At 66.5% G+C, this 25,278-nt stretch carries 23 protein-coding genes; 14 read left to right on the forward strand and 9 right to left on the reverse strand.

Annotation, left to right across the window (positions count from 1 at the left end; genetic code table 11):
* Window positions 1-11: 11 nt before the first annotated feature.
* From B3587_RS12465 to B3587_RS12480, 4 genes are read left to right on the forward strand one after another with little or no spacing between them, the layout of a single operon-like run.
* Window positions 12-2,165 carry an integrase gene (locus B3587_RS12465; protein WP_292729136.1) on the forward strand — a complete coding sequence of 718 codons (2,154 nt, stop codon included), beginning with the start codon at window positions 12-14 and terminating at the stop codon, window positions 2,163-2,165.
* Entirely contained in the window at window positions 2,162-3,346 is a 1,185-nt protein-coding gene (locus B3587_RS12470) for a TniB family NTP-binding protein (protein ID WP_137878369.1), read from the forward strand. Before B3587_RS12465 ends, B3587_RS12470 begins: the two co-directional genes overlap by 4 nt.
* Window positions 3,346-5,766 carry a TniQ family protein gene (locus tag B3587_RS12475; RefSeq protein ID WP_292729138.1) on the forward strand — a complete coding sequence of 807 codons (2,421 nt, stop codon included), beginning with the start codon at window positions 3,346-3,348 and terminating at the stop codon, window positions 5,764-5,766. The genes B3587_RS12470 and B3587_RS12475 overlap by 1 nt, the downstream gene beginning before the upstream one ends.
* The gene (locus B3587_RS12480; protein ID WP_137878367.1) at window positions 5,763-6,038 is read left to right on the forward strand and encodes an antitoxin Xre/MbcA/ParS toxin-binding domain-containing protein; all 276 of its coding nucleotides are present in this window, start codon (window positions 5,763-5,765) and stop codon (window positions 6,036-6,038) included. The genes B3587_RS12475 and B3587_RS12480 overlap by 4 nt, the downstream gene beginning before the upstream one ends.
* 175 nt (window positions 6,039-6,213) lie before the next feature.
* Here B3587_RS12480 and B3587_RS12485 read toward each other — a convergent pair whose 3' ends face one another.
* The 9 genes from B3587_RS12485 to B3587_RS12525 form a co-directional block, all read right to left on the reverse strand.
* Window positions 6,214-7,014: a metallophosphoesterase gene (locus tag B3587_RS12485; RefSeq protein WP_171006164.1), complete on the reverse strand. Its 801-nt coding sequence runs from the start codon at window positions 7,012-7,014 to the stop codon at window positions 6,214-6,216.
* Between the two features lie 83 nt (window positions 7,015-7,097).
* Window positions 7,098-7,559, reverse strand: a complete 462-nt coding sequence (locus tag B3587_RS12490; protein WP_137878365.1) for a zinc ABC transporter ATPase — start codon at window positions 7,557-7,559, stop codon at window positions 7,098-7,100.
* Between the two features lie 357 nt (window positions 7,560-7,916).
* A complete protein-coding gene (locus B3587_RS12495) occupies window positions 7,917-8,750 on the reverse strand; it encodes an aldo/keto reductase (protein WP_137878364.1) in 834 nt (277 codons plus the stop codon).
* A 43-nt stretch (window positions 8,751-8,793) separates the two neighbouring features.
* A complete protein-coding gene (locus B3587_RS12500) occupies window positions 8,794-9,582 on the reverse strand; it encodes an IclR family transcriptional regulator (RefSeq protein WP_292729140.1) in 789 nt (262 codons plus the stop codon).
* A gap of 47 nt (window positions 9,583-9,629) precedes the next feature.
* A complete protein-coding gene (locus tag B3587_RS12505) occupies window positions 9,630-10,865 on the reverse strand; it encodes an NAD(P)/FAD-dependent oxidoreductase (protein ID WP_292729142.1) in 1,236 nt (411 codons plus the stop codon).
* Complete coding sequence (locus B3587_RS12510; protein ID WP_137878361.1) at window positions 10,862-11,059, reverse strand: ferredoxin; 198 nt, start codon at window positions 11,057-11,059, stop codon at window positions 10,862-10,864. Before B3587_RS12510 ends, B3587_RS12505 begins: the two co-directional genes overlap by 4 nt.
* Window positions 11,060-11,086: 27 nt before the next feature.
* Complete coding sequence (locus tag B3587_RS12515) at window positions 11,087-11,395, reverse strand: hypothetical protein (protein ID WP_137878360.1); 309 nt, start codon at window positions 11,393-11,395, stop codon at window positions 11,087-11,089.
* On the reverse strand, window positions 11,392-11,979 hold the full coding sequence (locus tag B3587_RS12520; protein ID WP_292729144.1) for a 3-phenylpropionate/cinnamic acid dioxygenase subunit beta: 588 nt from the start codon (window positions 11,977-11,979) through the stop codon (window positions 11,392-11,394). The genes B3587_RS12515 and B3587_RS12520 overlap by 4 nt, the downstream gene beginning before the upstream one ends.
* A complete protein-coding gene (locus B3587_RS12525; protein WP_292729147.1) occupies window positions 11,976-13,415 on the reverse strand; it encodes a Rieske 2Fe-2S domain-containing protein in 1,440 nt (479 codons plus the stop codon). The genes B3587_RS12520 and B3587_RS12525 overlap by 4 nt, the downstream gene beginning before the upstream one ends.
* A gap of 125 nt (window positions 13,416-13,540) precedes the next feature.
* Here B3587_RS12525 and B3587_RS12530 point away from each other — a divergent pair, with 125 nt between their 5' ends.
* The 10 genes from B3587_RS12530 to B3587_RS12575 all read left to right on the forward strand — a co-directional run bounded on the left by B3587_RS12530 (window position 13,541) and on the right by B3587_RS12575 (window position 25,277).
* Window positions 13,541-14,269, forward strand: coding sequence for a class II aldolase/adducin family protein (locus B3587_RS12530; RefSeq protein WP_137878358.1), 729 nt, complete (start codon window positions 13,541-13,543; stop codon window positions 14,267-14,269).
* A 13-nt stretch (window positions 14,270-14,282) separates the two neighbouring features.
* The gene (locus tag B3587_RS12535; RefSeq protein WP_137878357.1) at window positions 14,283-15,749 is read left to right on the forward strand and encodes an aldehyde dehydrogenase family protein; all 1,467 of its coding nucleotides are present in this window, start codon (window positions 14,283-14,285) and stop codon (window positions 15,747-15,749) included.
* A 16-nt stretch (window positions 15,750-15,765) separates the two neighbouring features.
* Entirely contained in the window at window positions 15,766-16,311 is a 546-nt protein-coding gene (locus B3587_RS12540) for a hypothetical protein (protein ID WP_137878356.1), read from the forward strand.
* A gap of 134 nt (window positions 16,312-16,445) precedes the next feature.
* On the forward strand, window positions 16,446-18,545 hold the full coding sequence (locus B3587_RS12545; protein WP_137878355.1) for a hydantoinase/oxoprolinase family protein: 2,100 nt from the start codon (window positions 16,446-16,448) through the stop codon (window positions 18,543-18,545).
* Window positions 18,546-18,556: 11 nt separating this feature from the next.
* Window positions 18,557-20,542 carry a hydantoinase B/oxoprolinase family protein gene (locus B3587_RS12550; protein WP_212742813.1) on the forward strand — a complete coding sequence of 662 codons (1,986 nt, stop codon included), beginning with the start codon at window positions 18,557-18,559 and terminating at the stop codon, window positions 20,540-20,542.
* Entirely contained in the window at window positions 20,539-20,829 is a 291-nt protein-coding gene (locus B3587_RS12555; protein WP_137878353.1) for a hypothetical protein, read from the forward strand. Before B3587_RS12550 ends, B3587_RS12555 begins: the two co-directional genes overlap by 4 nt.
* Window positions 20,826-21,617, forward strand: a complete 792-nt coding sequence (locus tag B3587_RS12560) for an SDR family NAD(P)-dependent oxidoreductase (protein ID WP_137878352.1) — start codon at window positions 20,826-20,828, stop codon at window positions 21,615-21,617. Before B3587_RS12555 ends, B3587_RS12560 begins: the two co-directional genes overlap by 4 nt.
* A gap of 350 nt (window positions 21,618-21,967) precedes the next feature.
* Window positions 21,968-23,053, forward strand: a complete 1,086-nt coding sequence (locus tag B3587_RS12565) for a LacI family DNA-binding transcriptional regulator (RefSeq protein ID WP_137878351.1) — start codon at window positions 21,968-21,970, stop codon at window positions 23,051-23,053.
* Window positions 23,050-24,342 (forward strand): ABC transporter substrate-binding protein, encoded by a 1,293-nt coding sequence (locus tag B3587_RS12570; RefSeq protein WP_137878350.1) that lies wholly within the window; start codon window positions 23,050-23,052, stop codon window positions 24,340-24,342. Before B3587_RS12565 ends, B3587_RS12570 begins: the two co-directional genes overlap by 4 nt.
* Before the next feature lie 53 nt (window positions 24,343-24,395).
* Window positions 24,396-25,277: a carbohydrate ABC transporter permease gene (locus tag B3587_RS12575; protein WP_137878349.1), complete on the forward strand. Its 882-nt coding sequence runs from the start codon at window positions 24,396-24,398 to the stop codon at window positions 25,275-25,277.
* The last annotated feature ends 1 nt before the right edge of the window (window position 25,278 follow it).

Below are 25,278 nucleotides of genomic sequence, written 5' to 3' on the forward strand. Positions count from 1 at the left end.
GGCAGAGCGACATGGCTAACACTTGGATGCTGAAGGCCGGCGCCGACCTGGCATACGACGGTGAAGCCTGCACCGTCATCGAAGTCTGCGACGGCGCGATCATCACCCGCACCAGAGACGGAAGACTCCGCCGACTACGACTTCTCGACGTGCTCCGACCGCGCAGCGAAGGCGGCCTCGCACACATCCCAGGCCGCACCCGAGCCGAGGAAGAAGCGATCCCGCTCGGTGTGATCTGGGACGACGCGACCGACGTGGCCCGAGCCACGTCGCTAGAACGCGCCGACCACGTCCGCGAGGTGCTCACCGGGTACAAGAGCGGTAGTGCGGAGGTTGCCCGTGTGGGTGAGCCTCGCCTGGCGTTCCATCCGGAGCGGCGGATGGAGGAACGCATCGCAGCGAAAGCCGCCGAACTCGGCAAGGGGCACCGTACCGTTGCGCGATGGATCGCACGATACAAGGAGGCCGGTGAGATCGGCCTGATCGACAACCGTTTGGCGCAGCCAGGTCAGGCGCTGGTGAATTTCGACGACCGATGGGTGGACGCCGCGCGGGAGATCATCAACGAGCAGACGAACGAGTCGAAGGTCGCGAAGCGCATCATCATCGCGCGCGTCAACTCCCGCGCGGAGCGCACGTTCGGTCCAGGCGCGGTCACTGCGCCGTCACGTAGCGCCGCGTATAAGATCCTCGACGAACTCTCCCGGGGCAGGGCAACGTTCTCGGGCAGTACGAAGCGGAAGCGCTCCAACGCCAATCGGCCTCCGGCCCCGTACGGTCGATTGCACGCCACGAGACCGGGGCAGTACGTGTTCATGGACACGACCCCTCTGAACGTGTTCGCCGTCGCACCGGTCACAGGCAAGTGGGTGTGCGCTGACCTTACCGTCGCTATGGATCTCTACTCACGCTGCATTCTCGGATTGCGCCTCACCCCAGGCTCGACGAAGTCCATCGATGTCGCCGGCGTGCTGATGGAGGCTTGCCAGCCGTTCGACACTCCGACCGAATGGGACGCTCGCGCCCGCTGGCCCTACCACGGGGTGCCTGACACGCTGCTCGCCGATCCCTCCCGGATCGGCATGCCCCGATTCACTCGTGCGGGCATTCTCCCGGAAACGATCATCGTCGACCACGGCGCGCCCTACCTGTCTGAGCATGTCACGAGCGCCTGCGCCCGCATCGGAATGTCGATCCAGCCCGCTCGCGTCTACCAACCGACCGACAAGGGTCCCATGGAACGGTTCTTCCGAACCCTCGACACGTTCCTCCAGGAGCTGCCGGGGTACAAGGGCGCGGACGTGGCCAGCCGCGGCGACGACATCGAGGGCGACGCGGTCTACACCGTCCCACAGCTTGAGCAGATCATCCGCGAATGGGCGGCCACCGTCTACCACCTTCGTCCTCATGGCTCCCTGGAGGACCCGATGCTTCCCGGTGTGAAGCTGAGCCCCGCCGAACGGTACGACCAGGGCCTCGCCGTCGCAGGACAACTGCGGATGCCGGTCGACCGCAGCGTCCTCCTCGAGCTGCTCCCGGTCGTCAAACGCCAGTTCAACCACTACGGGGTGGAGATCCACAAGCTCCGCTACACGGGCGAGTCCGTCGCGAAGTACCGCAACCGCGCCAGATCGATCCACCGGGACAAGGGCACCGACTGGCCGTTCGTGATCAACCCCGACGACCTCTCACAGATCTACTTCCGAGACCCCGAGGACAACACGTGGCACACCCTCGAGTGGGAGCACAAAGGCGCATTCGACACCCCATTCAGCCTCGACGCGCTCGAGTACGCGAAGAAGATCGCCATCAAACAGGGGCGTCCCTCCCAGGTTGAGGACGTCGCCGCCCAGCTGCTCGAGGACTGGGGCGCCGGCCGCGCGCTCACCCCGTCTGAACGGCGGATGAGCGCACGGACGGCCGCGCGACTCAATGACCGGGAGCCCGACCCGGACGGAGTGTGGTCGCTTCGATCAATCCAGCGGATCCTCGACGCGGAACTGACCCCGTCCCCTGACCTTACGGACGAGCTGACCGGGTCCGTGCGGGATCCGCGCCGGCGCGTCGAGGTGCCAGAGGGTGGCGATGACGACGACGAGGACGACATCGACGAACCCACTATCCGATCCGACTATCACTTCGAGCCGATGGAGATGATCCAATGACCGCCACCGCCCGTGCTTTCGAAGGGGCTTCAACGCGTCGGCAGCGGAGCCTGTCGACCTACGAGGGCTGGAAGGATTTCGCCGAGCGCCCGCCCCGAGCGCGCCCCGAACACCTCGCTCGGGACCAGGTCGAGGCGCTCGACCCGGAGGCGCGGGCACGGTACGACGCGGACCGGCGGGTGTGGCACGCGAACATCCTTCTGCGCACCCGCCAGGTCCACGGCGTGCACACCCAGCTGGCCGACATCCTCGACAGTAACCTGCAGGACTCCGACAGGGTCAAGTCCGCGGCCGCCCTGGACGCCCCGCCGGCGCTCGGCAAGTCCACGGTGGTGAACACATTCGGGCGGGACTTCCACCGGCAGCGGATCGCCGAGATCGGCGAACAACTCGACGCCGACGAGGACATCCTGCATCTCCCGGTGTGCCACATCACTGTGCCCGGCAGGCTGACCATCAAGGGCCTGCACATGATGATCCTCGGGTTCTATGCGCACCCTGCGACGGCGGGCATCCTGCACCGTTCGATGGCCGGCCGTGACCTGGCTCGCGCTGCCGCGGACTGCATCGAACGGCACGACACCCGCCTGGTGATCATCGACGACCTGCACTTCCTGAGCATGCGGACCCGAGACGGCGTGGAGGTCGCAAACCAGTTGAAGTGGCTGTCCAACGAGTACAGCGCCACCTTCCTATTCGCCGGCGTCGCCCTCCGCGAACGTGGTCTAGTCGGCGAAGGCGCGGTGGGAAGGGAGGCTGCAATGGCGCAGACATTCCGGCGGTGGACGGTGTTCAGCCTGGACCCCTACAGCCTGCGCACCAAGCACACCCGCGAAGAATGGTGCAGCCTGCTCTGGCACATCGAACAGGCACTGGTTCTCGCCGAAGGGTGCGACGGGATGCTCGTCGATATGTCCCGCTACCTCTTCGCCCGCACCACCGGCAACATCGGCTCGCTCATGGACCTGATCCGCCGGGGAGCGTCCCGCGCTATCCGCACCGGCCAGGAGAGCATCGACCGAACATTGCTCGACGACATCCGCATCGATGAGGGCGCGGAGACGGAGCGCGGCGAACTCGAAGCGCGCCTCGACAAGCAGGAGGCCGCACGTCGAGCACGGCGCCGCGCCAAGGAAGCACCCAAGCAGCAGCCCCACGCGGGAAAGAAGTCGGCCGCCTGATGAGCGACATCGCCGACGAGGTCCGCGTGCTGCCGTTTCGGGTGCGGCCGCTTCCGGATGAGCCGTTCGATTCGTGGGTGGAGGCGTTGGCGGCCGCGAACAGGGCGACGATCGCGGAGGTCGGGTGCGCGCTGGGCCTGATCGAGCAGCGTGATGGGACGGCGGTGTCGGCGACGTGGTGGATGGCGAACGCGTGGGCGACCGAGCTGACCGATGCGCAGGCGGGTCGGGTGGAGCAGGCGACGGGTATCCCGGCGGCGCAGTTCCAGGAGATGACGAGGATGCGGTTCGCGCGGCATGCGATCCGCCGCACACGCAACGGGAGGATCAGCGTCCGGTGCGCTGCCGCGGGGACGGCAGGCCGGTTCTGCCCGGAGTGTCTGGCTGACTCGGGTGGGCGGTGGCGGATGTCGTGGCAGTTCCCATTCGCGTTCGCGTGCAACAGGCATCGTCGGATCCTCGTCGACGCCTGCCCCGCATGCGGTAAGCATCCACGCCATGTAGGGCATCCGCTCGCCGTGATCCCCGTACCCGGCCAATGCCACAACAGGGTGCCCGGTGCGGGGATCGGGCCGATCGCCAGCCGTTGCCGCGCCGATCTCACCGTCGACGCGGAACGGATCCCCGCGTCAGAGGCGGTCCTGCACGCCCAGCGGACGATGATGCGGGTCGTGTCCACGGGGGAGGGCAGGTTCGGGATCTACGCGGATGCCCCGCAGCCCGCGGTTCGTGTGCTCGAGGACGTCCGCCTTCTCTCCCGCGCCGCCCGCGTCGCGCTGAACGACGGCCAGGTCGACGACACGGTGCTCGGCGCGCAGCTGCTCGACCATCTGCACAGGGGAGACATCGACACATCCTGGTCCTCGTCGTCGACCTCGGCCGCCTCGGCGGCGGGGACGGCGATCGCCATCACTGCGCTGGCCGACTCCGGTCACACGATCGATCTGATGCGTGGCCACCTCGCTGCCAGTACGTCCTACACTCTCAGCACCCCGCAGGTGCAGTCGCTGATCGCGGCGTCGTTCGGTCGCACCCGCCGCCCCACCGGGTTTCTCCAGTCCGCGGGCCTGTCCGATGTCGATGCGAGAGAGAGGGCACGAAAGGTGCCCGCCCAGTTATGGGACGAGTGGACCGCCATGCTCGCCCCAGGACGCATGAACAGGGAGATCGCCGCATCCGCTCTCGCCGCGGCCGTCGTGTTCGCCGGCACACGACTGACCCACGCCGCCGCCCTCGCCCTGTTGGACTCGGATGCGCCGGTGCGGCAGGTCACGAACGTGATGCGCGAGTTCGGGCGCGGACAGCATGAACATCTCGCACTGGGCGTGATTCTCCGCCTCGTCGCTTACCTCGACAGCCAGGGGTCACCGATCGACTACGCGCGCCGCCGCGAGCTCGACTGCAGCCCTCTGCTGCCCGAAGCGCAGTGGCGCGACCTATGCAGCGGGCACAATGTGCACCCAGGAGCGGGGCGCCGACACCGACACGCTCGTGCGTACCTGTTCCGCCAGATCACCGGGAACCCGCTGCGAGCAATGCCAGGAGACTGGGACGCGACCGATGTCACGGTCGCGTCTCAGACGAGGCTTGTGGGCCGCATCCCCGAGGAACTGCGCGTGGACCTTGCCCGGGTTGGCGATGAGTTCCTCGCCGCCCACGGCATCGACGAACCGCTCGCATGGACGCCACCGCTCGCACAGTTCGACATCGACACAGCCGTGGACACCCCCGGCGAGGCATCGTGGCCTCCCGCCCGACCTTCGAGCGCTCGGATCGATGAAAGCGTCGGCGCGGACGGCATCGCTGATCGGTACCAGGCCGGTTCCAGCACCTACGAGCTCGCCGGACTGGCCGGGGTGTCCCGACAGACTGTCTCCCGGCTGCTCGCTGACCGATCCACCTCGACGCGTCGTGGCAGGCCGCCCATGCATGTGATCGACGAGCGGTGGCTGCGCCACCAGTACCTCGACCAACGGCTCACCATCGGCCAGATCGCCGCCCTCGTCGGATGCACCACACCGACGATCAGTCGCCGACTGCGGGACGCGGGGGTCCCGATCCGCCCCGCCGGGAGCGCGAGCGAAGCCGCGACCCTGCACCCGCACCCGCTCGCGGGAGCATCGCCGCTCCCGCGCCGCACCATCATCGGCCGGTACCCGATCGAGCGTGCCCGTCGCTTCCTGATCGCCGCCCGACACACCAGCATCCGGGCCGCGGCCACCGAAATCGGGACAACCCAAAGCACCCTCAGCAAGCAACTAGCACGGCTCAGCCGCGACGCCGGCGGTCCCCTCCTGACCGCAGGAGCCCGCGGCCGCCCCATGACTCTCACACACCTCGGCGCGCGCCTGGCCCGCGAGCTCGAAAGAGTACTGCCGGACGAGAGCGCCCGCCTCGAACCGGGAAGGAAAGCAGCATGACCGGCGAGAAGAGCACCACAGGCGGAGGCGCCCTGTTCGGCGACGATGCCGCGCGGCTCGGACGCGACATCGTCGAGAAGAGCATCGCGCACGACATCGCCGCCGTCCGGGAAAGGCTGCGCGAGCTCTGGACCGACCCCGCCATCGAGGTCTGGCTGACCAGCACCAACTCCCATCTCGATGGAGCCCGACCAATCGACGTACTTGCCCTGAACGGCGTCGAGACCGTCATGGGTGCCATCGACGTGGAAATAGCCGGCGGATCACGCTGAGGTGACGCATAGAGAGGCATGGACGTCACCGCCGGGGCCGAACGTGACGATCGTGCATTGACGGCGCGACGGCTGGATCCGCTTCCGACCTGAACCGCGACTCTCTAATCCGGTCCCGCCGGCGGCGAACTGTTCACACCCACGGCGCCGAGAAGATGCCAGCCGTGGTCCCCATTCAAGTGATGTTCGGGGGTGAGTCGGGGTAGGTGGAGTCGAGTGCTCCGAGGAGTTCTTCCATCGCGATTCGCAGTTCGTTATACCCCATCATGTAGAACAGTGCGTCGGAGTTCGAGGTTTCGCTGCCGTCGAGCTCTGCGATGGTCTGGCGGGCTTCACGGATCGCGACATCGAGCCACGGTTCGACGTCCGGCAGCCCGCGGATCCAGGCGTCGATGACGGTGAACGGGATGGGCGCGTAGCCGTGGGCGTCGACGCCGACGTGGAACTGGTGCCCGTTGGGTCCGTGGTCGCGGGCGTGGGTGTGGCCGTGCAGTAGCGGGATCCCGTCGTCCCACCGCGGCCGGTGTGTGGTGTGCCGGTCCGACTCCTGCGAGTCGCCCTTGTACGGGTAGTGGGAGGCAAGGATCCGGTACCCGCGCCGGATGCCTTCTATGACTTCCGGCAGAATCGTCCATCCGGCTGCCTCGTAGAGCGGCGCGAACCGTTCGATCGCCTTCTTCGACTGCGTCGCCGGCGACACCCGGTCATGGTTTCCGGGCACAAGGTACCGGCGACCGTGCAGCTGCGCGCTGAGGGCGATCGATTCTTCGATCGGTCCGAGCGCGACATCCCCGAGATGCAGCACCACATCTGACGGGCCGACGGTTTCGTTCCACCGGCGGATGAGTTCAGTGTTCATCTCGTCGACCCTGGTGAACGGACGTTCGGCGAGTCCGCTGATCCGAGCGTGGCTGAAGTGAGTGTCCGCGGTGACGAAGTCCACCTGGTCGAACTCGAACCACGGATACTCACTCACGTCCTCGCACCTGCCCCTCGGATGCTCGTTGTATTGCAGAATCTAGCGGTGTCTAGCGTTTCGATAGACCTCGGTAGATATCGCTAGAGTTCGTCGAGATCTATCCCGAACTTCCGGGCGAGATCGGCGAGCGGGATCTCTGCACTGTCGGCGGGCCGTCCCCGCACGATGCGGGCGATCTCCATTTCCTCCGCCGCATCCTCCGCATCTGCGATTTCGGCCAACTCTTCGATCAGCACCTGAACGGATGCGCCGCCGTTCATCGCGCGGCGGCGAATCTCGGCGGCAGCGTGGGCGAGGGTGTACATCCGCTCCCACGGGTGATCGCCGTGGCGGGCGGTGGCGACGGTGTCGCGGGTGTAGCTGCGCTCATCACCGGGGACGAGCCACCGTTCGGTGCCGTCGGAGGCGTGGAAGAAGTCGACATAGCAGTTCCCGCATGGCATCCGGTAGACGCCGGGCTCGGTGGGTGCGGACTCGGTGCTCCGCGCGATCATGTGCAGGACGACCTGCTCCCAGTCGTCATTGGCCTCATCATCTGACACAGCATCCCCCTTCGATGCGGAACCCACTAGTCTCGCACCCGCGTAGGGCGGTGTCTGCACCGTTCGCGGTAGGCGCGTTGGTCCCGCTAGGAGGTGGGATTCTGACCTTGTCCGGGTCGAGCGTTACTGGTTGTCCCTACGATGAGTTCAGCGGTCGACATCGGGTAGCCCTCGTGCCAGATGCCTCACGCGCACGGTGACGAAGTCGGCTAGGGCATCCGTGAGCTCACCGCTGAGGGCGCGAATTCGCGCTGTCGGCGTCGTCGGCTGGCGAGAAACTGATGCGCTGGAAAAACCGGAGCTTGGAAACGGAGTGGGCTCCCGCTCACCGACTCTCTTGGCTTCACTTCAGGCGAGTCAGTGCCCGTTGGATGGATCGTCGGAGTCGCGTGCGGCGTCTTCTCCGCGGTCGAGGGTGTCGAGAACGCTCATCTGGGCGGGGGAGAGTTCGAAGTCGAAGAGGTCGAGGTTCTGGGCGAGCTGTTGACTATTGGACGAGCGTGGGATGGGCACGATCCCCATCTGGACGTGCCATCTCAGCAGTACCTGGGCGGGTGAGCGGCCCAGGTGGTGGGCGATCGCGGTGACCTGCTCGTTGTCGCGGAGTGTTGCGCCTCGTCCGAGGGGGCTCCACGCTTCGGTGGTGATTCCCAGGTTGTCGTGGGCAGTACGGGGGAGTGTTCTGGCGATGTCGATGCTCAACTGGATCTGGTTGACATCGGGGACGTAGCCGGTTGCCGCGATGATCCGGTCAAGGTGTGCCGGTTTGAAGTTCGACACCCCGATAGCACGCACCGATCCCGCCTCGAGCAGGGCAACCAGACCCTCCCATGCGTCCACGTACCGGTTGAGCGCTGGTACCGGCCAATGGATGAGGAACAGGTCGAGGTAGTCCAGGCCGGTGCGTCTGAGGCTCTCCTCGTAGGCGGTTCTCACGCCGTCGACACTGTGGTTCTCCTTGTTGAACTTGCTGGTCACGAACAACTCATCGCGGGGGATTCCGGAGCGGCGGATGGCCTCCCCCACGGCATCTTCGTTGTCGTACTTGTGTGACGTGTCGATGAGGCGGTATCCGAGGTCGAGTGCGGTGCGTACGATTTGCTGGCACTCCTCGCCCACGAACGGCCACGTGCCGAGCCCGATCCGCGGGATGTCGACGCCGTGCAGCAGGGTGATCGGTGGGGGGGTCATCAGGGTGCTCCGAACTGTGTGGTGAATCGGGCACCCTGGTCGTTCAGTCGAGCACCTCGGCGAGCCGTTGCGCTGCGGTCTGAAGGGTGCGGGCGAAGTCTTTGGTCTTTCGTGCCGGTAGTCGGTGAATGGGCGCGGAGGCGTTGATCGCGATCTTTAGCCCGGATGCCGTCGGGACGGCGACTGCGACGGAGCCGACGCCATCTTCGCTCTCTTCTCGGTTCACTGCGTATCCCGCCTGGCGCACTTGTTCGAGCTGGGCCTCGAGTTCGGCGCGGGATCGGACCGAGTGGGAGGTGACGGGTTCGAGCTCTTGGTTCGGGTAGAGGGTGTGCAGTTGGTCTGTGGTCAGCTCTGCCAGCAGTGCTTTTCCTGTCGACGTGGCGTGGGCGGGCATGATTTTGCCCAGTCGCGAGGCGACTCTCACTGCGATGTCCGGTTCCGACACCGCAAGGAACCGCAGACGACTGCCCTCGAGCACTCCCAGGTGGCTGGTCTCGCCGAGTGCGGAGCTGACCTCGTTGAGGATGGGCTCCGCGAGGCGCTGAAGGTCCATCCTCTTGAACACGGAGAACGCGATCGTGGTGAGAGCCGGCCCGGGCAGGTAGGCCTTGGACGCGCGATCCTGTCGCATGAACCCGCGCCAGACGAGCATGGCGAGGATGCGGTGAGCGGTGGATGACGCGACCCCGAGATGCGCGCTTGCGTCGGTCAACCTGATCTCGGGACGTTCGCCGAGCAGGAGGATGAGTTTCAGGGCGTTGTCGACGGATTCGATCGGATACTGCGGCGGGCTGGTTGGATCGGAGGAGTGGCTCTTGCGTTTCTGCACAACAGAAACCGTACCGGGTAACGTGGACCACGACTAGATGCATGGGCTTATGCGCGCGCGCGAGCGTCGGCGGATGTGGCGGCGAGGCGGGCGAGCGAGTCGCGGACGGAGGCGATGTCCGTCCCGTCGGCGATTGCCCTGCGGCAGGTCACGAGCGCTCGGGGCCAGTTGACGATCACCGCGCCGGTGAGCTTTCGGCCGTCGGCTGTGTAGGTCACCGCGAAGCGTCCGTCCTCGGGGGCGCCGATGAGTTCGTGGTCGGTCGCGCCGGTGCGGCCGACGACCTGGATTTTCCAGTCGTATTGATCGCTCCAGACGTACTCGATCGCCTCGTATGCGCGCTGCGCGGTGGGGTTGACGATGTTGTGGGCGACGATCGGCGCCTGGTCGGTGGCATTGGTCCAATGTTCGAGGCGGATGGTCTCGCCCCGTGTTGCGTCTGTCCAACGGCAGACGTCTCCGACTGCGTAGATGTCATCCACTCCGACAGCGGCGAGCCCGGGGGTGCAGAGGACACCGTTGTCCAGCACGAGCCCGGACCCTTCCAGCCACTCGGTGTTGACGACGGCCCCGATGCCCACAAGTACAGCGTCGACGTCCAGGCGGGTGCCGTCTGTCAGGGCTACGTGGAACCCGCCGCCATCGGCCCGCTCCACGGATGACACGGAATGTCCGAGGATCAGGTCGACCCCCTCCGTGTTGTGTTTGTCGCCGAAGATCTGTCCGACGTCGTCGTTCAGCACGCGTGACATCGGGGCCGGCAGGGGGTCGACCATGGTCACTGTCACGCCGGCCTTCGTCGCTGTGGCGGCGATCTCGGCGCCGATGAACCCAGCCCCGACGATGAGGAGTCTGCGGGCGGGGAGAAGTTCTGCGCGGAGGGCTTCGGCATCCGCGCTGGTCCGCAGCACGTGCATGCCCGGGCCCTCCCCCCACGGAGAGCGGCGGGCGCGGGCGCCTGTGGCGATGACGAGGGAATCGTAGCCGAGTTGTTCGCCGTCCTCGAGGGTGACGAGCTTCCTCGTGGGGTCGAGGGCGGTGGCGGCCGCGCCGTACCGGACCTGAACATCTATGGCGGCAAGCTCGTCTGCGGTGGTGAGGGCGATCTGCGCGAGTGCCGCTTCGGGAGCCAGGTAGCCCTTGGATAGCGGCGGCCGGTCGTAGGGGTGGGCGACCGCTTCTGCCTCCACGATCACGATCTGCCCGGTGTGCCCGGCCGCGCGCAGCGCCTGGGCGGTTTTCACACCGCCGACGGAGGCTCCGACGATGAGGGCACGGTTCATTCGTCCACGACCATCAGAGCCGAGACCGGGCAGCTGCGGGCGGCTTCCTCCACGCGTTTGCGGTCGTCTTCGGGCACGTCCACGCGTAGCAGCACGACGAGCCCGTCGTCGTCGATGTCGAAGTAGTCGGAGGCTCCGACGACGCAGTTGGCATATCCCTGGCAGGCGCCGAGGTCGGCTTTGACGACAGGCACGGGCACTCCTTGTCTTGTGGGTGGACGTCAGCCCCGGCTGTCCGGGAACATAGGTTCGAACGGTGAGGCGATCATCGCCGAGAAGGTCTGGGTGGTCTGCCAGGTGAGCGCTTCCAGCTCGAGCGGGTCCACGGCGATCCACTGGCCCGATTTGGGGGACTCGATCAGCAGACGGGACCCGTTGCGGGTCTCCACGTGTGAGACGCGGATCTCACTGAACTCGTTCGCAATCGTCAGCGGCACCCCGACGGTGCGTTCGACCAGCCGATCATGTTCGAGGGCGGCGCGCCGGGCGTTGTCCCGGTCGATGTCCTCGCCTTCCCATTCGAGGGTCACAGGAAGATCGCCAGATTCTGGGTATGTAGCACTGACTCGTCGACCAGGATCACCCGGCGGGCCAGCTGGTAGGTGTCTCCGACGCGGCGGAGCACGTCTTCGCGCTGCGCAGACACGAGCGATGCCGGGTTGGTGTCGCCACGGCTGCGGAACATCAGCACGGCCGAATCGGCGATCAACTCGCCGGTGACATCCGTGTCGAAGGTGCGGATATTCGTGACGTAGTGACGCAGACGCGAAGGGGGATCCTCGGTCCACGCGTGCTCTGTGAGGAAACGCGCCACGCGCCTGCTGAGGGAGTACTTGTTCTCGTCCCAGTGCGCCATCCCCGGACTGGTCGAATAGCCCGCGCCGAGAGCGGTCGTGACCCGCACCGGCATCAGGTAGTGGATGTCCTCAGTCAGGGTCTCGAGCCAGTCCTCGTATCTCTGATCGTCGAGCGTGTAGGCCTCTTCGATGAGCCAGCGCGAGGCGTCGAGGTGCCGGGGGTCACCGAATCCGAGCGACACGCCGGCCTTGCGTGCCGGGGTGGCATGCGCGCCGAGCACCGACTGGGAGGAGAGGTCGGCTCCGATGAGGCTCACGCGGACGCCTCCTTCTGCACGCCTGCGGCGGCAAGAGCGTTCTCAGCGGCGAGCACGGACGGTGTCTTGCGGATGAGACCGACGACGACCGGGCGGGTCGGCTCGGCGGGCTCGTCCTCGAGGTAGTCCGCCCACCGGTTGAGGAGGTGGCGCTGGTTGTACTCCCCGTAGCCGACGTGAGCTTCCCCGGGTCCGGCGAATTCTTCGGCGGTCAGCGGCTCCACCACGGGGGTGCCGTCCTTGAGCATGCCCATGCGTCCGTTCAGGAGGAGCCGCCGTGCCATGGAGCCTTTCGCGGTGTTGGTGAGGGACACCCAGTTCTCGACGTCGTCCTGCTCGAACATGCCGGTGGAGCCGAAGCACATCAGGTAGGCCTTGTAGCTGAGCTCCTTGAACTCCTCGGGAGCCTCGGCGTCGACGGCGAACCAGGAGAGCACCTCGGTCTCGTTCTCGCTGATCGGCTGCCACAGCCGGATGGAGATGAACGGCAGCACATCGTCGCCGTCCTCGACCTTCGGCCAGTTGTGCACGAAGCTCATGTTCGGGAACGCGGAGGCCGCAGAGATCATGAACCCGTTCTCGCCGATGACATCCATCTGCTCCTGCGACCAGACGGTCTTCATCCGGTCGATCATCTCCTGCGGGTAGCCGACGTATCGCAGCTTCTCCTCGAGAGTGCCCGGGGGCAGCTTGTAGGTCGTGCCCCCGCCGTTGCCGGCCCAGTAGGTGTTGCCGTCCTTGCGTTTCTCGGCCTTCGGCTCGCGGAACAGCCCGATCTCCACCACCGACGTGTGCGTCTGCGGGGTGTGGTACATGTCGCCGGCGAAGTTCTCGGCGCCGATCTTCCAGTTCGCGTTCACCCGCCACCGTTGCGGTCCGCGCAACTCGATGCCGGAGGGTGACTGCCGGGTGTAGTAGTCGAGGTAGAAGGTGAAATCGCCCAGATACTCCCGCAGCGGGGGAGCGTCGGGGTCCATGCTGATGAAGATCAGCCCGTTGTAGCTGTCCAGGCTCGGAGCAGGCAGGAGCCTGGCGCCTTTGCGGCTGAATCCCTCTTCCCCGCCGTACGCCTCCTGATGGAAAGGGAGCCCGATGATCCGTCCATCGTTGCGGTATGACCAGCCGTGATACGGGCACCGGAAGTGGGACGCGTTTCCGATCTCGGCCCGGCAGACTTGCATTCCGCGATGCAGGCACATGTTGAAGTGCGCTTTGATCTCACCCTTCTCGTCGCGAACCACGATGAACGAGTCGTCGAGCACCTTGCGGACCACGTAGTCACCGGGCTGCGGAATCTCCGACTCGTGCGCAACGAACAGCCAGGCCCGGCTGAACAGGTTCCTCTTCTCGAGCTCGAACACGTCCCGGTCGTTGTAGATGTGTGCGGGGATCATCCCTTCCCGCACTTCGTCGAAGATGGTGGATTCGGTGGTCATCGGGCCGTCGCCTCAGATCGTCGTTGAAAGAAGAACTATCTGTCTCGCAGAGAACGTAGACCGTTTCCGATCCAACCTCAAGTTGGATTCTGGCAGACAGAGATGGATTCTGCTAGCGTCGAAGTGTGCAGAGCTGGACGGACGAGCGAACGGCGGTCGCCAACGCCTGCCGGGTGCTCGCCTATCGCGGGCTCGTCTCCGACGTGCTTGGGCACGTCAGCGTGAGAGTCGGCGAGGATGCTGTGCTCGTGCGCTGCCGCGGGCCCAAGGAACGCGGTCTTGCGTTCACCACTGCGGAGGATGTGCACGAGGTCGGCCTTGATGGTTCGCACGATCTGCCCGACGGGTGGTCGGTGCCGAACGAACTCCCGCTGCATCTTGCCGTGATCGCGGCCTCGCCCGAGACCCGTTCCGTGGTGCACGCGCATCCGCCTGCGGTTGTCGCAATGACGCTCACGGGCGTCCCGTTGCGCCCGATCGTTGGCGCCTACAACATCCCGGCCATGCAGTTGGCAACCGCGGGGATCCCGGTGCATCCGAGCTCCGCGCTCATCCGCACCCGTGCGCGGGCGGACGCGATGCTCGCCAGCATGGGCCACTCCCCGGTGGTGCTGCTGTCCGGACACGGGCTCACCGCCGCCGGGGCAACAATCCAACAGGCCGTGATCCGAGCCCTCAACGTCGATGCCCTCGCCCGAATGCACCTCAGCGTCCTGTCGACGGGGGCGGTTCCTTCCGACATCGATGACGGCGACCGCGACGACTTGCCCGATCTGGGATCGGCATTCAACGACGAGGCCGTGTGGCGGTATCACCTCGCCGCACTCGAACACGAGGCACGATTGAGCCCGTGAGACAGGAGTCCCCATGAACCCCGATCCCCGCGGCCAGGGCGCCATCAGCCAACGGGAGTGGCACGTCCTCGTCGACGGTGAGCACCTCGCCGTCGACGCGCGGTACCAGGTGGAGAACCCGGCATCCGGCCGGATGCTCACCACGGTCCCGGACTGCTCAGAAGCCGACGTCGACCGGGCAGTCCGCGCCGCCCAGGCGGCCCAGCCCGCGTGGGCGGCTACACCGCCGCGGCAGCGGGCCGCCACGCTTCGAGCATTCGCCGACCACGTTCGCCGGCATGCCGAGGAACTGGCGATCCTGGACGCGATGGACGGAGGATTCACCCTCTCCATGATGCGCCGGGACGTGGAGGCGGGACTCGAACTGATCGACATCTTCGCGGACATGGCGCTGCAACTGGGCGGGCGGACCGTACCGCTGAGCGAGAACCTGCACTACACCACACACGAACCCTACGGTGTGGTGGCGCGGATCGGCGCATTCAACCACCCGATCTTCTTCGCCCTATCCAAGATCGCCGCGCCGTTGATGGCCGGCAACGCCGTCATCCTGAAGGCCCCGGACCAGACTCCGCTGTCCTCGCTGCGGCTTGCGGAACTGGCAACCGAGGTGCTGCCCACGAACCTGCTGATCACGATCAGCGGTCGAGGAGCGGTAGCGGGTCGGGCGATCGTTCGGCACCCCGATGTGCGCCGAATCGGGTTCATCGGCTCCACCACCACCGGGCAGGCGATCCAGCGGGACGCATCCGAGACGGGTGTCAAGCACGTCTCGCTGGAGCTCGGCGGCAAGAACGCCCAGATCGTCTTTGCTGACGCCGACCTGGAGAAGGCGGCCCAGGGCGCGGTGAGCGGGATGAACTTCACCTGGACGGCGGGACAGAGTTGTGGGTCCACCAGCAGGCTCCTCGTGCACAGATCGATCGCGGAACCGGTCACCGCCCGCGTGGCCGAGCTCGTCTCCGCCATCCGCGTCGGACACCCGCTCGACGAGCTCACCGAGATGGGGCCCCTCGTGTCCGAGGCCCAGCTCGACAAGTCCGAGCACGCCATCCGCACCGCCGTCGCGGAGGGCGCCCGCATCGTCGCAGGCGGAAGCCGCCCTGAAGGGCTTGCTGCCGGCGGGTGGTACCTGGCACCCACGGTGCTGGCAGGAGTGACGCCGGGTTCCTTGGTCGAACAGAATGAGATATTCGGCCCGGTCCTGTCCGTGATCGTGTTCGACACCGAGGAAGAAGCGATTCGGATCGCCAATGGCGTCGAGTACGGACTGACCGCCACGGTCTGGACCTCGGACATCACCCGCGCGCTCACCGTGGCTCACCGGGTGGAGGCGGGGTACGTCGTCGTCAACGGGGGCAGCCGACACTATTGGGGCTTGCCGTTCGGGGGGACGAAGGCGTCGGGCGTCGGGCGGGAGGAGTCCATCGACGAGCTCCTCTCCTACACCGAGGTCAAAGCGACCACCGTCGTGATCTAGCTAGAGACGTTCAGCGATGGGGGAACCGCTCGCGCTGCCCGTGCTGGTGTACATCTCCCGGCGTGCCCTGCCGGGCAGGGAGGACGACCTGTTGCAGTGGGCGGACGCCCTGTGCTCCGACGCATCCCGGTTCACCGGCTACCTCGGCTCGAGCGTGCGGACAGCGCCTGACCCCGACGGCGCCACGTTCATTGTCGGAGTGCGGTTCCGTTCGGCGATGAACCTGCTCGCGTGGGAGAAGAGCGAGCAACGGCACCGGCGACTCGAAGAGGGCTCCCCCCTCACCGCGGGCCGCCCCGTCGCGATCAGCCTGCAAGAACTCGAGGCGGGACTTGCGGGGGAGCCCGGTCGCATCGTTCCCAAGTGGCGGACAGCGCTCATGGTGTGGCTGGCACTGTTCCCGCTCGCCCTGCTCTCCGGTGCTGTCCTGCTGCCGTGGCTGGCGGCACTGCCCTGGCCGCTACCCACAGCGATCTCGACACTCGCCACCGTCGCCGCAGTGATCTGGATCACCCTGCCACTGGTACACCGGGCCTTCCGCATCCGCATCAGGCGCCACTAGCCGGGCACGCGCCCAATCACGACTCTACTGTGCAGAAAATGACTATGGACAAAGGAAACACCTTCGTGGTTGAGTGTTGACCGATGGCTTCCCGGGCCGTCGATCAACGATGACGCAAGTCCAATGGAGGCCTTATGACGTATGTAATCGGAATCGACATCGGTGGCACATTCACCGACGCCTTCGTCGCCGACGAGAGCGGACGGGTCGCCGCAGCCAAGACCCCGTCGACCCCCCCGGATTTCGCTCACGGGTTCCTCCAGGTCGTCGACGACCTCGCCGACTCGCTGGGCATCCCCACGAGGTCGCTGCTCGAGCAGACCGACTACATCGTGCACGGCACAACCACGACTCTCAACGCGCTCGTGACCGGCGATGTCGCCAGGGTCGGGTTCCTCACCACCGCCGGTCATGCGGACTCGATCACGATCATGAACCTGGAGGGTCGATACGCGGGCCTGGGCGCGGACAAGATCCAGGACATGGTCCGCACCAACAAGCCGCAGCCGCTGGTGCCACCGCACCTCATCCACGAGATCGACGAACGTGTGGACTACAAGGGCACCGTCGTGGTCCGGCTGGACGAGGCCGCGACCCGAGAGTCGGTCCGTGCGTTGCTGGCAGAGGGCGTGGAGGCCTTCGCGGTCTCTTTCCTGTGGTCTTTCCTCAATCCCGTCCATGAGCAGCGGGCGCGGGAGATCATCCAGGAGGAGGCCCCGGGCCGCTACGTCGCCCTCTCGAGCGATGTCAGCCCGCGCATCCGCGAGTTCTCGCGGAGCGTCACGACGATCATGAACACCCAGGTCGGGCCGCGACTGCGCGCCTACCTGGAGCCGCTCGAGGCGTCGTTGCGGGACCGGGGGCTGCGCGGCAGCCTGCTGGTGATGCAGGGCAGCGGAGGATGTGTCACCGCGGAGGACGCTCCGGCACGCGCGATCACCACGATCGGTTCCGTGCTGACCGGGGGAGTCGTCGGCTGCACTCGGCTGGCGGATGAACTCGGTCACCGTAACGTGATTTCTACCGACATGGGCGGCACGACGTTCCTGACCGGGCTGGTGGTCGACGGGGAACCGGTCTCCTCGACCAGCACCGTCCTGAACCAGTACCAGGTGAACGTGCCCATGGTCGATGTGCACACCATCGGCGCTGGTGGGGGTGCGATCGCCTGGGTCGATGCCGGCGGGAACCTTCACGTCGGCCCCCGCAGCGCCGGCGCCCGGCCTGGACCGGCCTGCTATGGCGAGGGCGGCACAGAGCCGACCGTCACCGATGTGGACCTCGTGCTCGGGATCGTCAACCCCGACAACTTCCTGGGCGGCAAGAAGAAGCTGCACCGTCACCTCGCGGAGGAGGCGATCCGGGTGAAGATCGCGGAGCCGCTGGGGATGTCGGTGGAGAGCGCGGCCGCCGCCGTCTACGCGATCCAGAACGCGCAGACCGCCGACCTGGTGCGGAAAGTCGTCGTCACCTCCGGCCGCGACCCGCGGGACTTCGTGCTCTACGCGTTCGGCGGCGCGGGCCCTATGCACTGCGCCGCCTACGCCGCCGATCTCGAGGTGCAGCAGGTCGTCGTCCCTCTCGGGACTGCAGCGGCCGTGTTCTCTGCGTACGGCTTGGCGGCGTCGGACATCGCGCTCACCGCCGAGATGTCGCAGCCGTCAAACTTCCCCCCGGCCGCGGACGAGTTCACCGGGGTGTTCGAGGAGCTGGACCGTGAACTGGACGCCCGGCTCGCGGCCCAGGAGCTCAAGTTCGCGAGTGTGATCCACAACCGCGAGGTGGATATGCGCTACACGATGCAGCTCGCCGAGGTGACCACACCGGTGCTGGAGGAGGTGCCGGATCTGCCGGGGATGGACCGGCTGGCCGCGCAGTTCGGCGACCAGTACGAACGGCTGTACGGGAAGGGCGCGGGCTTCGCTGACGCGGGTCTGCAGCTGATCACCTACCGCACCCGGGCGATCGGAGTCCTCCCCATCCGGCCGCGGCTGAACGAGGCGAGCCGCTCACCGGAGCCGCCCGCACCCGGCAGCCACCGCCAGGTGCTGCTCGACCCGCTGACCGGATGGGAGGAGGCGGCGATCTACGACTACACCGCACTGGCCCGCGATCACGAGATCCCAGGGCCTGCCGTCGTCGAAGCGCCGACCACCACGGTCGCTATTCCCCGAGGATGCCGGGCGGTCGTGGACCGGCTCGGAAACCTCGTCATCCACTACGCATCGAACTGAGGGAGCACATCGTGCCGATCATCCCCGTCGCGGGTTCCGAGGAATTCGCCAACCAACCCGTCACCGCGGACGAGACCCGCCGCCTGCTCGCCGGCAAGATCGCCCTCCATTCCGTGGCACCCGACCTCGTCGAAGGACTCGACCCGTTGACGTACGAGGTCATCAGACACCGCCTCACCTCCATCACCGAGGAGATGGGGGAGGCGCTGAAGAAGATGTCCGGATCCGTCGTGGTCACCGACTGCAACGACTTCGACGCCGCCATCATGGACGAGGTCGGCGATGTGGTCCAGGTGGGCCTGTACAACACCGAGCTGGCCGCATCCCTGGACATGGCGGCGAACTGGACGCTGCGCAACCGGGTGGACTCGCCCGGTATCGCCCCCGGCGACATGTTCCTGTGCAACGACCCCTGGGTGGGCGGCGGGCTGCATCAGAGCGATGTGAGCCTGTTCGCCCCGCTGTTCCATGAGGGTGAGCTGTTCGCCTGGACGGGCGCGGTCGCCCATCAGGTCGACCTCGGCGGAGTGTCCCCGGGCAGCTGGTCGGTCGGCGCGACCGACGTGTTCTGGGAGTCCGTACCCACCCCGCCGGTGAAGATCGTGGACGGCGGAGTGATCCGCAAGGACGTGGAGGACGTCTACCTGCGTCGATCCCGCGTCCCCAAACTCGTCGCCCTGGACCTTCGAGCGAAGATCGGCGCCAACAACGTCGCGCACGAACGCCTTCGGGCGCTCATCGCACGGTACGGCGCCGACACGGTCAAGGCCGTGATGCGCCGCACCATGGACGACGCCGAACGGCGGCTGCGCGCCAAGCTGCTCGAGATCCCCGATGGCACCTGGTCCGCGGTAGCCCACCAGGACTCCGCCCGGGCCGGAGACGACGGCGTCTACAAGATCGTGCTCACCCTCTCCAAGACCGGCGACCGGCTCACGTTCGACTTCACCGGCACGGACCCGCAGGTGGAGGGCCTCATCAACTGCACCTATGCGGGCCTGCGCGGGGGGATCATGCCGATCCTCCTCACCACCCTGTGCGGAGACATCCCCTGGGCGCCCGGCGGGATCTACCGCTGCCTGGACATCATCAGCGAACCCGGCACGATCAACAACTGCACCTTCCCCGCCGGCATCGGGAAAGCATCGGTGGCATCCGCATGGGCGACCCAGAACGTCGTCACCGAATGCCTGGCCGGCCTGCTGGACACGCACGTCGAGCACCGTCAACGGCTGATGAGCGTGTGCTGCGGAACCTGGGACTTCGCGCTGCTCGCCGGCGTCGACCAGCGCGGCGGCGGCTTCGTGACCATGCTGTGCGACTCCATGGCCGGCGGCCTCGGCGCACGCACCGACTCCGACGGCGTCGACACCGGCGGGCTGGCCTGCATCCCGATGGGACGCATCGCCGACTCGGAGATGAACGAGTTCGCCTTCCCCATGCTCTATCTCTGGCGACGAGAGGAAGCAGACTCGGGCGGTCCCGGCCGCCACCGCGGCGGTGTCGGCGCCTCCAGCTGCTTCATCCCCTGGGACAGCCCGATCGGCGGAGTCCACCTCGTGGTGTCCGCCCCGGGCAAGGCCCTCCCCCTGGCAACCGGGATCAGCGGCGGGATGCCGGCCGGCACCCAGTACGACGTCCTCGTCCGCAACAGCCTCGTGCAGGATCTCTTCGCGCAGGGCAGGATCCCCCGATCCATCGACGAGCTCGGAGGAGACGAGCAGCTCGTCCCGACCCATCACGAGACCGATCTCGGCCCCACCGACGTGTACTTCACCCACTGGCAGGGCGGAGGAGGATACGGAGACCCGCTGCTCCGAGAGCCGGAACTTGTCGCCGCCGACGTCCTCGCCCGCAAGGTCAGCCCGGCCGCCGCCGCCCAGGTGTACGGCGTCGTGCTGGACGGTCACGCGACCGTCGACCACATCGCCACCAACGAGACACGCAACCGCCTGCGACACGACAGGGCCGGAATAGAGGAGGGGGTGGCGCGATGACCACGAGAATCGACGACAACCTGCTCCTGGACGGCGCCATCGTGACATGCCGCCACTGCGGCACGATCCTGGGAGACGACCACGATCCGATCAGGGACGCGGTCGTACGCGAGTCCGAACCGAGCGAAGCCGGCCCGGGGGTGAGAGCCGCGGCCACCAACTTCGCCACCCGGCGGATCCTCCTGCGCCGCGCGTTCTGCCCATCCTGTCTGGTGCAGCTGAAGTTCGAGATCGTCCCCGCAGACGAAGCATCCTTCCGGTCAAGCCGGGTCGGAGCCGGCCTGTGAGCGACGCCGGGAGCCCGAGGCCGTCGGCGGCCCGCTCGCTCGCCGACCGCGTCGTCGTCATCACCGGCGGCGGGCAGGGAATCGGGCGCGCGTATGCCCGCGAGATCGCGGCGGACGGGGGAATCGCCGTGATCGCCGACGTCAACGAGACCACGGGGCGCTCCGTCGAACAGGAGATCCTCGCCGCCGGCGGGGAGGCGGTCTTCCACCCCCTCGATGTCAGCGATGCCGGCAGCTGCCAGGCGCTGGGCCGGTTCGTGTCCCAGCGCTACGGCAGGGTCGATGGTCTGGTCAACAACGCCGCAGTGTTCTCCACGATCACGATGCGGCCGTTCTGGGAGATCCCCGTCGAGGAGTGGGATCGGCTCATGGCGATCAATCTGCGCGGACCGTGGCTTCTCACCACCGCCTTGCTGAACAGTCTTAGAGCCTCGCCGGCAGCGTCGATCGTCAACATCTCCTCGGACGCGGTCTGGCTCGGCCGCGGCGGGTACCTCCACTACGTCGCAAGCAAGGGCGGCGTCGCAGCGTTGAGCTTCGCCATGTCGCACGAGCTCGGCGCAGACGGCATCCGGGTCAACACCGTCGCGCCCGGCCCCACCTACACCGAAGTCGAACGCGCGACCGTGTCCCCTGCGCAGAAGACCGCCATGCTCGAACGTCAATCGCTGCACCGGGAGGCGCATCCCGAGGACATGGTCGGCGCGGTGCTCTTCCTCCTCTCCGATGCGAGCGGATTCATCACGGGCCAGACCCTCCACGTCAACGGGGGAATGCTGCACGCCTGATCGGAGATCGGGCTGGGAAAAAGCCAGGAAAGACCGTCGTTGCCACGCTCTAGAAGCAAGGCGACGACGGTCTCTCTGTTGCTGATCGTTGGAATCCGGTATGACCGGCCCGGCCCACTATCTCCACCGACGACAGCATCATGGGCTTGCTTTATCTGCTCAACAGAACTAATCTCTGAGAAGTGCTACGCGCGTAGATGCGTCATGTTGCAGATTGGAATGCAGTCGATGAGGATGCTTCCCCGCTCGTCGGAGGCGGTGGCGACGATTGTCCCAGCGGATGCCACCTCTAGGCAGTGCGCCGCGCACTGGTCGACGCAACCTGCCCACGACACGCGGAGTGCACGGAAATGACGTTTGTCACCCGCGCCGACGTCGCCGCACGTGCGGGCACCTCGGTGGCGGTCGTCAGCTACGTCGTCAATGACGGCCCGAGATCCGTCGCTCCTGCCACCCGCCAGCGCGTGCAACGAGCCATCGAGGAACTGGGGTACGTGCCCAATCGCAGCGCGCAAGCACTGGCGGGCTCACGAACATTCGCCTGTGGTCTCCTGCTCCCGGACATTTCCAACCCGTTCTTCGCGTCACTGGCGCACGCACTCCAGGACGAGGCGATGCGGCATGGCCTGACGTTGCTGCTGGGCGACTCGGGCGGGGACAAAGACCGTGAACAGCGACTGCTCGCCACCTTCCTGGAGCAGCGTGTTCGTGCGCTCATCGTGGTCGGCGTGGACGACTCGCCGCACCTGGAAGCGGCGACACGCTATGGGGTGCCTGTCGTGATGCTCGACCGTGGCAACAGCAGTCCGGAGTTCTCTTCGGTATGCATCGACAACTACGCGGCGGCCCGACACGGTACCGAGTTTTTGATCGAGGCCGGACACCGCCGCGTCGGGTTCGTCGGAGGACCGCACGGACTCGGTGTTGCGGCGCAGAGGCTCGCCGGGTTCCGAGCCGCGTTGCAAGACCATGGCATCGAAGAAGTCCCCGCGTGGAACTTCTCGGGTGAGTTCTCCAAGCAGAGCGGCTACGAGATCGGATCGACGATCAGTCAGCTGCCGGATCGGCCCGATGCGGTGTTCGTCTCCAGCGACCAGCAAGCGATCGGCCTTCTCGCGGCTCTGCTGGACCGGTCGGTCAGGGTGCCCGCCGACGTGGCGATGGTCTCCCTGGACGGCACCGACGACGGCCGGTACACGCGGCCGCCGCTCACCTCGGTGCTGCAGCCGGTCGACCAGATCGCCCGGCAGACCATGGACATGGTCACCGGCTCCCGGCACACAGCCCCCAGCCGTGTCACCATCCCGCACCGGCTCATCCTGGGCCGGTCGAGCGGGTCGGCTCGTGAAGCCGACCCCGCACACAGCCCTCCTCACCCTGGAGGAGACCTGGAAGCACACACCGCAGTCAACACACAGCAAAGGAGCTACGAATGAAGACAACTCGATGGGCCGCGGCGGCGGCAGTATTCGCCACGGCCACGCTCGTCACCGCGTGCACCGCCAGCGGAACACCCGACTCCTCGGAGGGCGGCGACGTGACCATCACGTTCCTGCACATCTTCGGGGAAGGATTCGACGACGCGATCGCGGCCTTCGAAGACGCCCACCCCAACATCACCGTGTCCTCCGAGTCGGTGCCCTTTGACCAGCTGGTCTCCCAGACGCAGGCCCGCCTCGGCTCCGGAGACACCTCGATCGATGTGATCGCAGTCGACCCGCCCCGTCTGCCCGCCATGGTCACCGACGGATATCTGCTGGACGTGAGCAGCGACTTCGCAGATCCCCCGGTGAGCCTTTCCGAGCCTGGCGTCCAGTCGGTGACGTGGGAGGGCAAGCAGTACTCGTACCCGCTCTGGTCCTCAGACGGATTCCTGCTCTACAACAAGGCGCTGCTGGAGCAGGCCGGCATCACCCCGCCGTCCAGCGACGATTCGTCACGACTGACATGGGAACAGGTCCTCGCGGACGCACAGCGCGCCAAAGAGGCAGGAGCCGCGTACGGGCTCGGATTCGAGCAGGTCGACCGCTACTACCAGCTGCAGCCGCTCATCGAGTCCTTCGGGGCGACAAGCGGGCTCGGCGGGGAAGGCAATCTCACCCCCGACGTCAACTCGGACGACTGGAAGAAGTGGGGGAAGTGGTATCAGCAGATTCACACGAGTGGTCTCGCGCCGATCGGAGTGGACGCGACGCAGATGCCGGAGATGTTCACAACCGGTCAGATCGCCTACTTCGTGGCGTCATCGTCCAGAGTCAAGCAGTTCCAGGACTCTCCGCTGGCTGACGGGTGGGGCGTCGCCCCTCTGCCGTACTTCGCAGGCGGCGAGATCTACACACCCACGGACAGCTGGGCAGTCGGGGTGAGCGCCTACAGCGAACATAAGGACGCCGCGGAGGAGTTCGGCCGCTTCCTCTCGATGTCCACGGACGGCGGGAACCTCATCAGCCAGATCTACACGTTGCCCCCGGTGAACCAGGACGTCTATCCGGACTTCATCGCCGGCCTGGAAGCGATCGCGCCCGAGCCTGCCAAGGCGATGGATTCCCTCTTCCCTGTCGACTCGGAAAAGCACGCCCTGCATCGTCCCTCCAGCATCGGATACGTGGAGTTCGAAACGGTCATGAACAAGGCGTTTTCCGACATCCGCAACGGTGGCGACGTGAGCGGCATCCTCGATTCAGCGCAACAGCAACTCGAATCCCAACTCGCCCAGTACCGGTGAATTGGGTGGGGTCGGCCGCTGAGCCGACCCCACCCCTCTGAGGAGAGCAGCACATGTCCGTCACCCGGACCGTCACATCCCGTTCACGGACCCGAACACGCCGGTCCGCGCTGACCGCCCTGGCCTTTCTGGCGCCCGCGGTCGTCGGAGTCGTCTTGCTCCGCCTCTGGCCTGCCGTGGAGGCGCTGGTCGGCTCCTTCACTAGCCGAAGCGGGGATGTCAGCTTCGGAACATTCGAACGGCTTTTCAGTGATCCGACCTTCATCGGATCGCTGAAGGTGACCCTCCTCTTTTCCGTCGTCATCAACCCGCTCCAGATCGCCCTGGCGCTGCTTCTCGCCGTGCTCCTGACGCAGACAGTCCCCCTGGTCGGCCTCTGGCGCACGTTCATCTTGCTTCCCGTCGCGGTCCCGCAGATCGTCTCCGCGATCATCTGGGGCGTGCTCTTCCGACCCGACGGCCCGTTCAACAGTGTGCTCGTCGCACTCGGTCTTCCGGCCGTCCCGTGGCTCACCAGCCCGGACATGGCGCTGTGGTCCATCGTTATCATCTGCAGCTGGGTCGGCGTCGGATACTGGATGACGTTCCTCGTCGCGGGCATCAAAGACATTCCCGAGACGCTGTACGAGGCGGCCCAACTGGACGGCGCCGGTCCATGGCGGAGATTCACGAACATCACGCTGCCAGGGCTGCGCCGCCCGCTTCTGTTCGTGCTCGTGGCCGACACGGTCGCGAACTTCCTCGTGTTCGCGCCGGTCCGGCAGCTCACTCGAGGAGGCCCCGAGGGTTCCACCAACCTCATCATGAACACGATCTTTGAACGCGCCTACCAGATCGGCGATCTGCCCGCAGCATCCGCTGCCACCACGATCCTGGTGCTCATCGTCGTCGTGGTGGTCGGCATCCAATTCCGCCTCCTCCCAGGGAAGGACTGAT

This window comes from Microbacterium sp. UBA837 (assembly GCF_002296025.1).
Taxonomy (GTDB): domain Bacteria; phylum Actinomycetota; class Actinomycetes; order Actinomycetales; family Microbacteriaceae; genus Microbacterium.

Coding starts and splice junctions, on each gene's coding strand:
- B3587_RS12575 (WP_137878349.1), top strand. CDS start 24,396: ATGTCCGTCACCCGGACCGTCACATCCCGTTCACGGACCCGAACACGC.
- B3587_RS12545 (WP_137878355.1), top strand. CDS start 16,446: ATGACGTATGTAATCGGAATCGACATCGGTGGCACATTCACCGACGCC.
- B3587_RS12525 (WP_292729147.1), bottom strand. CDS start 13,415: ATGACCACCGAATCCACCATCTTCGACGAAGTGCGGGAAGGGATGATC.
- B3587_RS12540 (WP_137878356.1), top strand. CDS start 15,766: ATGGGGGAACCGCTCGCGCTGCCCGTGCTGGTGTACATCTCCCGGCGT.
- B3587_RS12480 (WP_137878367.1), top strand. CDS start 5,763: ATGACCGGCGAGAAGAGCACCACAGGCGGAGGCGCCCTGTTCGGCGAC.
- B3587_RS12470 (WP_137878369.1), top strand. CDS start 2,162: ATGACCGCCACCGCCCGTGCTTTCGAAGGGGCTTCAACGCGTCGGCAG.
- B3587_RS12565 (WP_137878351.1), top strand. CDS start 21,968: ATGACGTTTGTCACCCGCGCCGACGTCGCCGCACGTGCGGGCACCTCG.
- B3587_RS12505 (WP_292729142.1), bottom strand. CDS start 10,865: ATGAACCGTGCCCTCATCGTCGGAGCCTCCGTCGGCGGTGTGAAAACC.
- B3587_RS12570 (WP_137878350.1), top strand. CDS start 23,050: ATGAAGACAACTCGATGGGCCGCGGCGGCGGCAGTATTCGCCACGGCC.
- B3587_RS12465 (WP_292729136.1), top strand. CDS start 12: ATGGCTAACACTTGGATGCTGAAGGCCGGCGCCGACCTGGCATACGAC.
- B3587_RS12475 (WP_292729138.1), top strand. CDS start 3,346: ATGAGCGACATCGCCGACGAGGTCCGCGTGCTGCCGTTTCGGGTGCGG.
- B3587_RS12535 (WP_137878357.1), top strand. CDS start 14,283: ATGAACCCCGATCCCCGCGGCCAGGGCGCCATCAGCCAACGGGAGTGG.
- B3587_RS12555 (WP_137878353.1), top strand. CDS start 20,539: ATGACCACGAGAATCGACGACAACCTGCTCCTGGACGGCGCCATCGTG.
- B3587_RS12495 (WP_137878364.1), bottom strand. CDS start 8,750: ATGACCCCCCCACCGATCACCCTGCTGCACGGCGTCGACATCCCGCGG.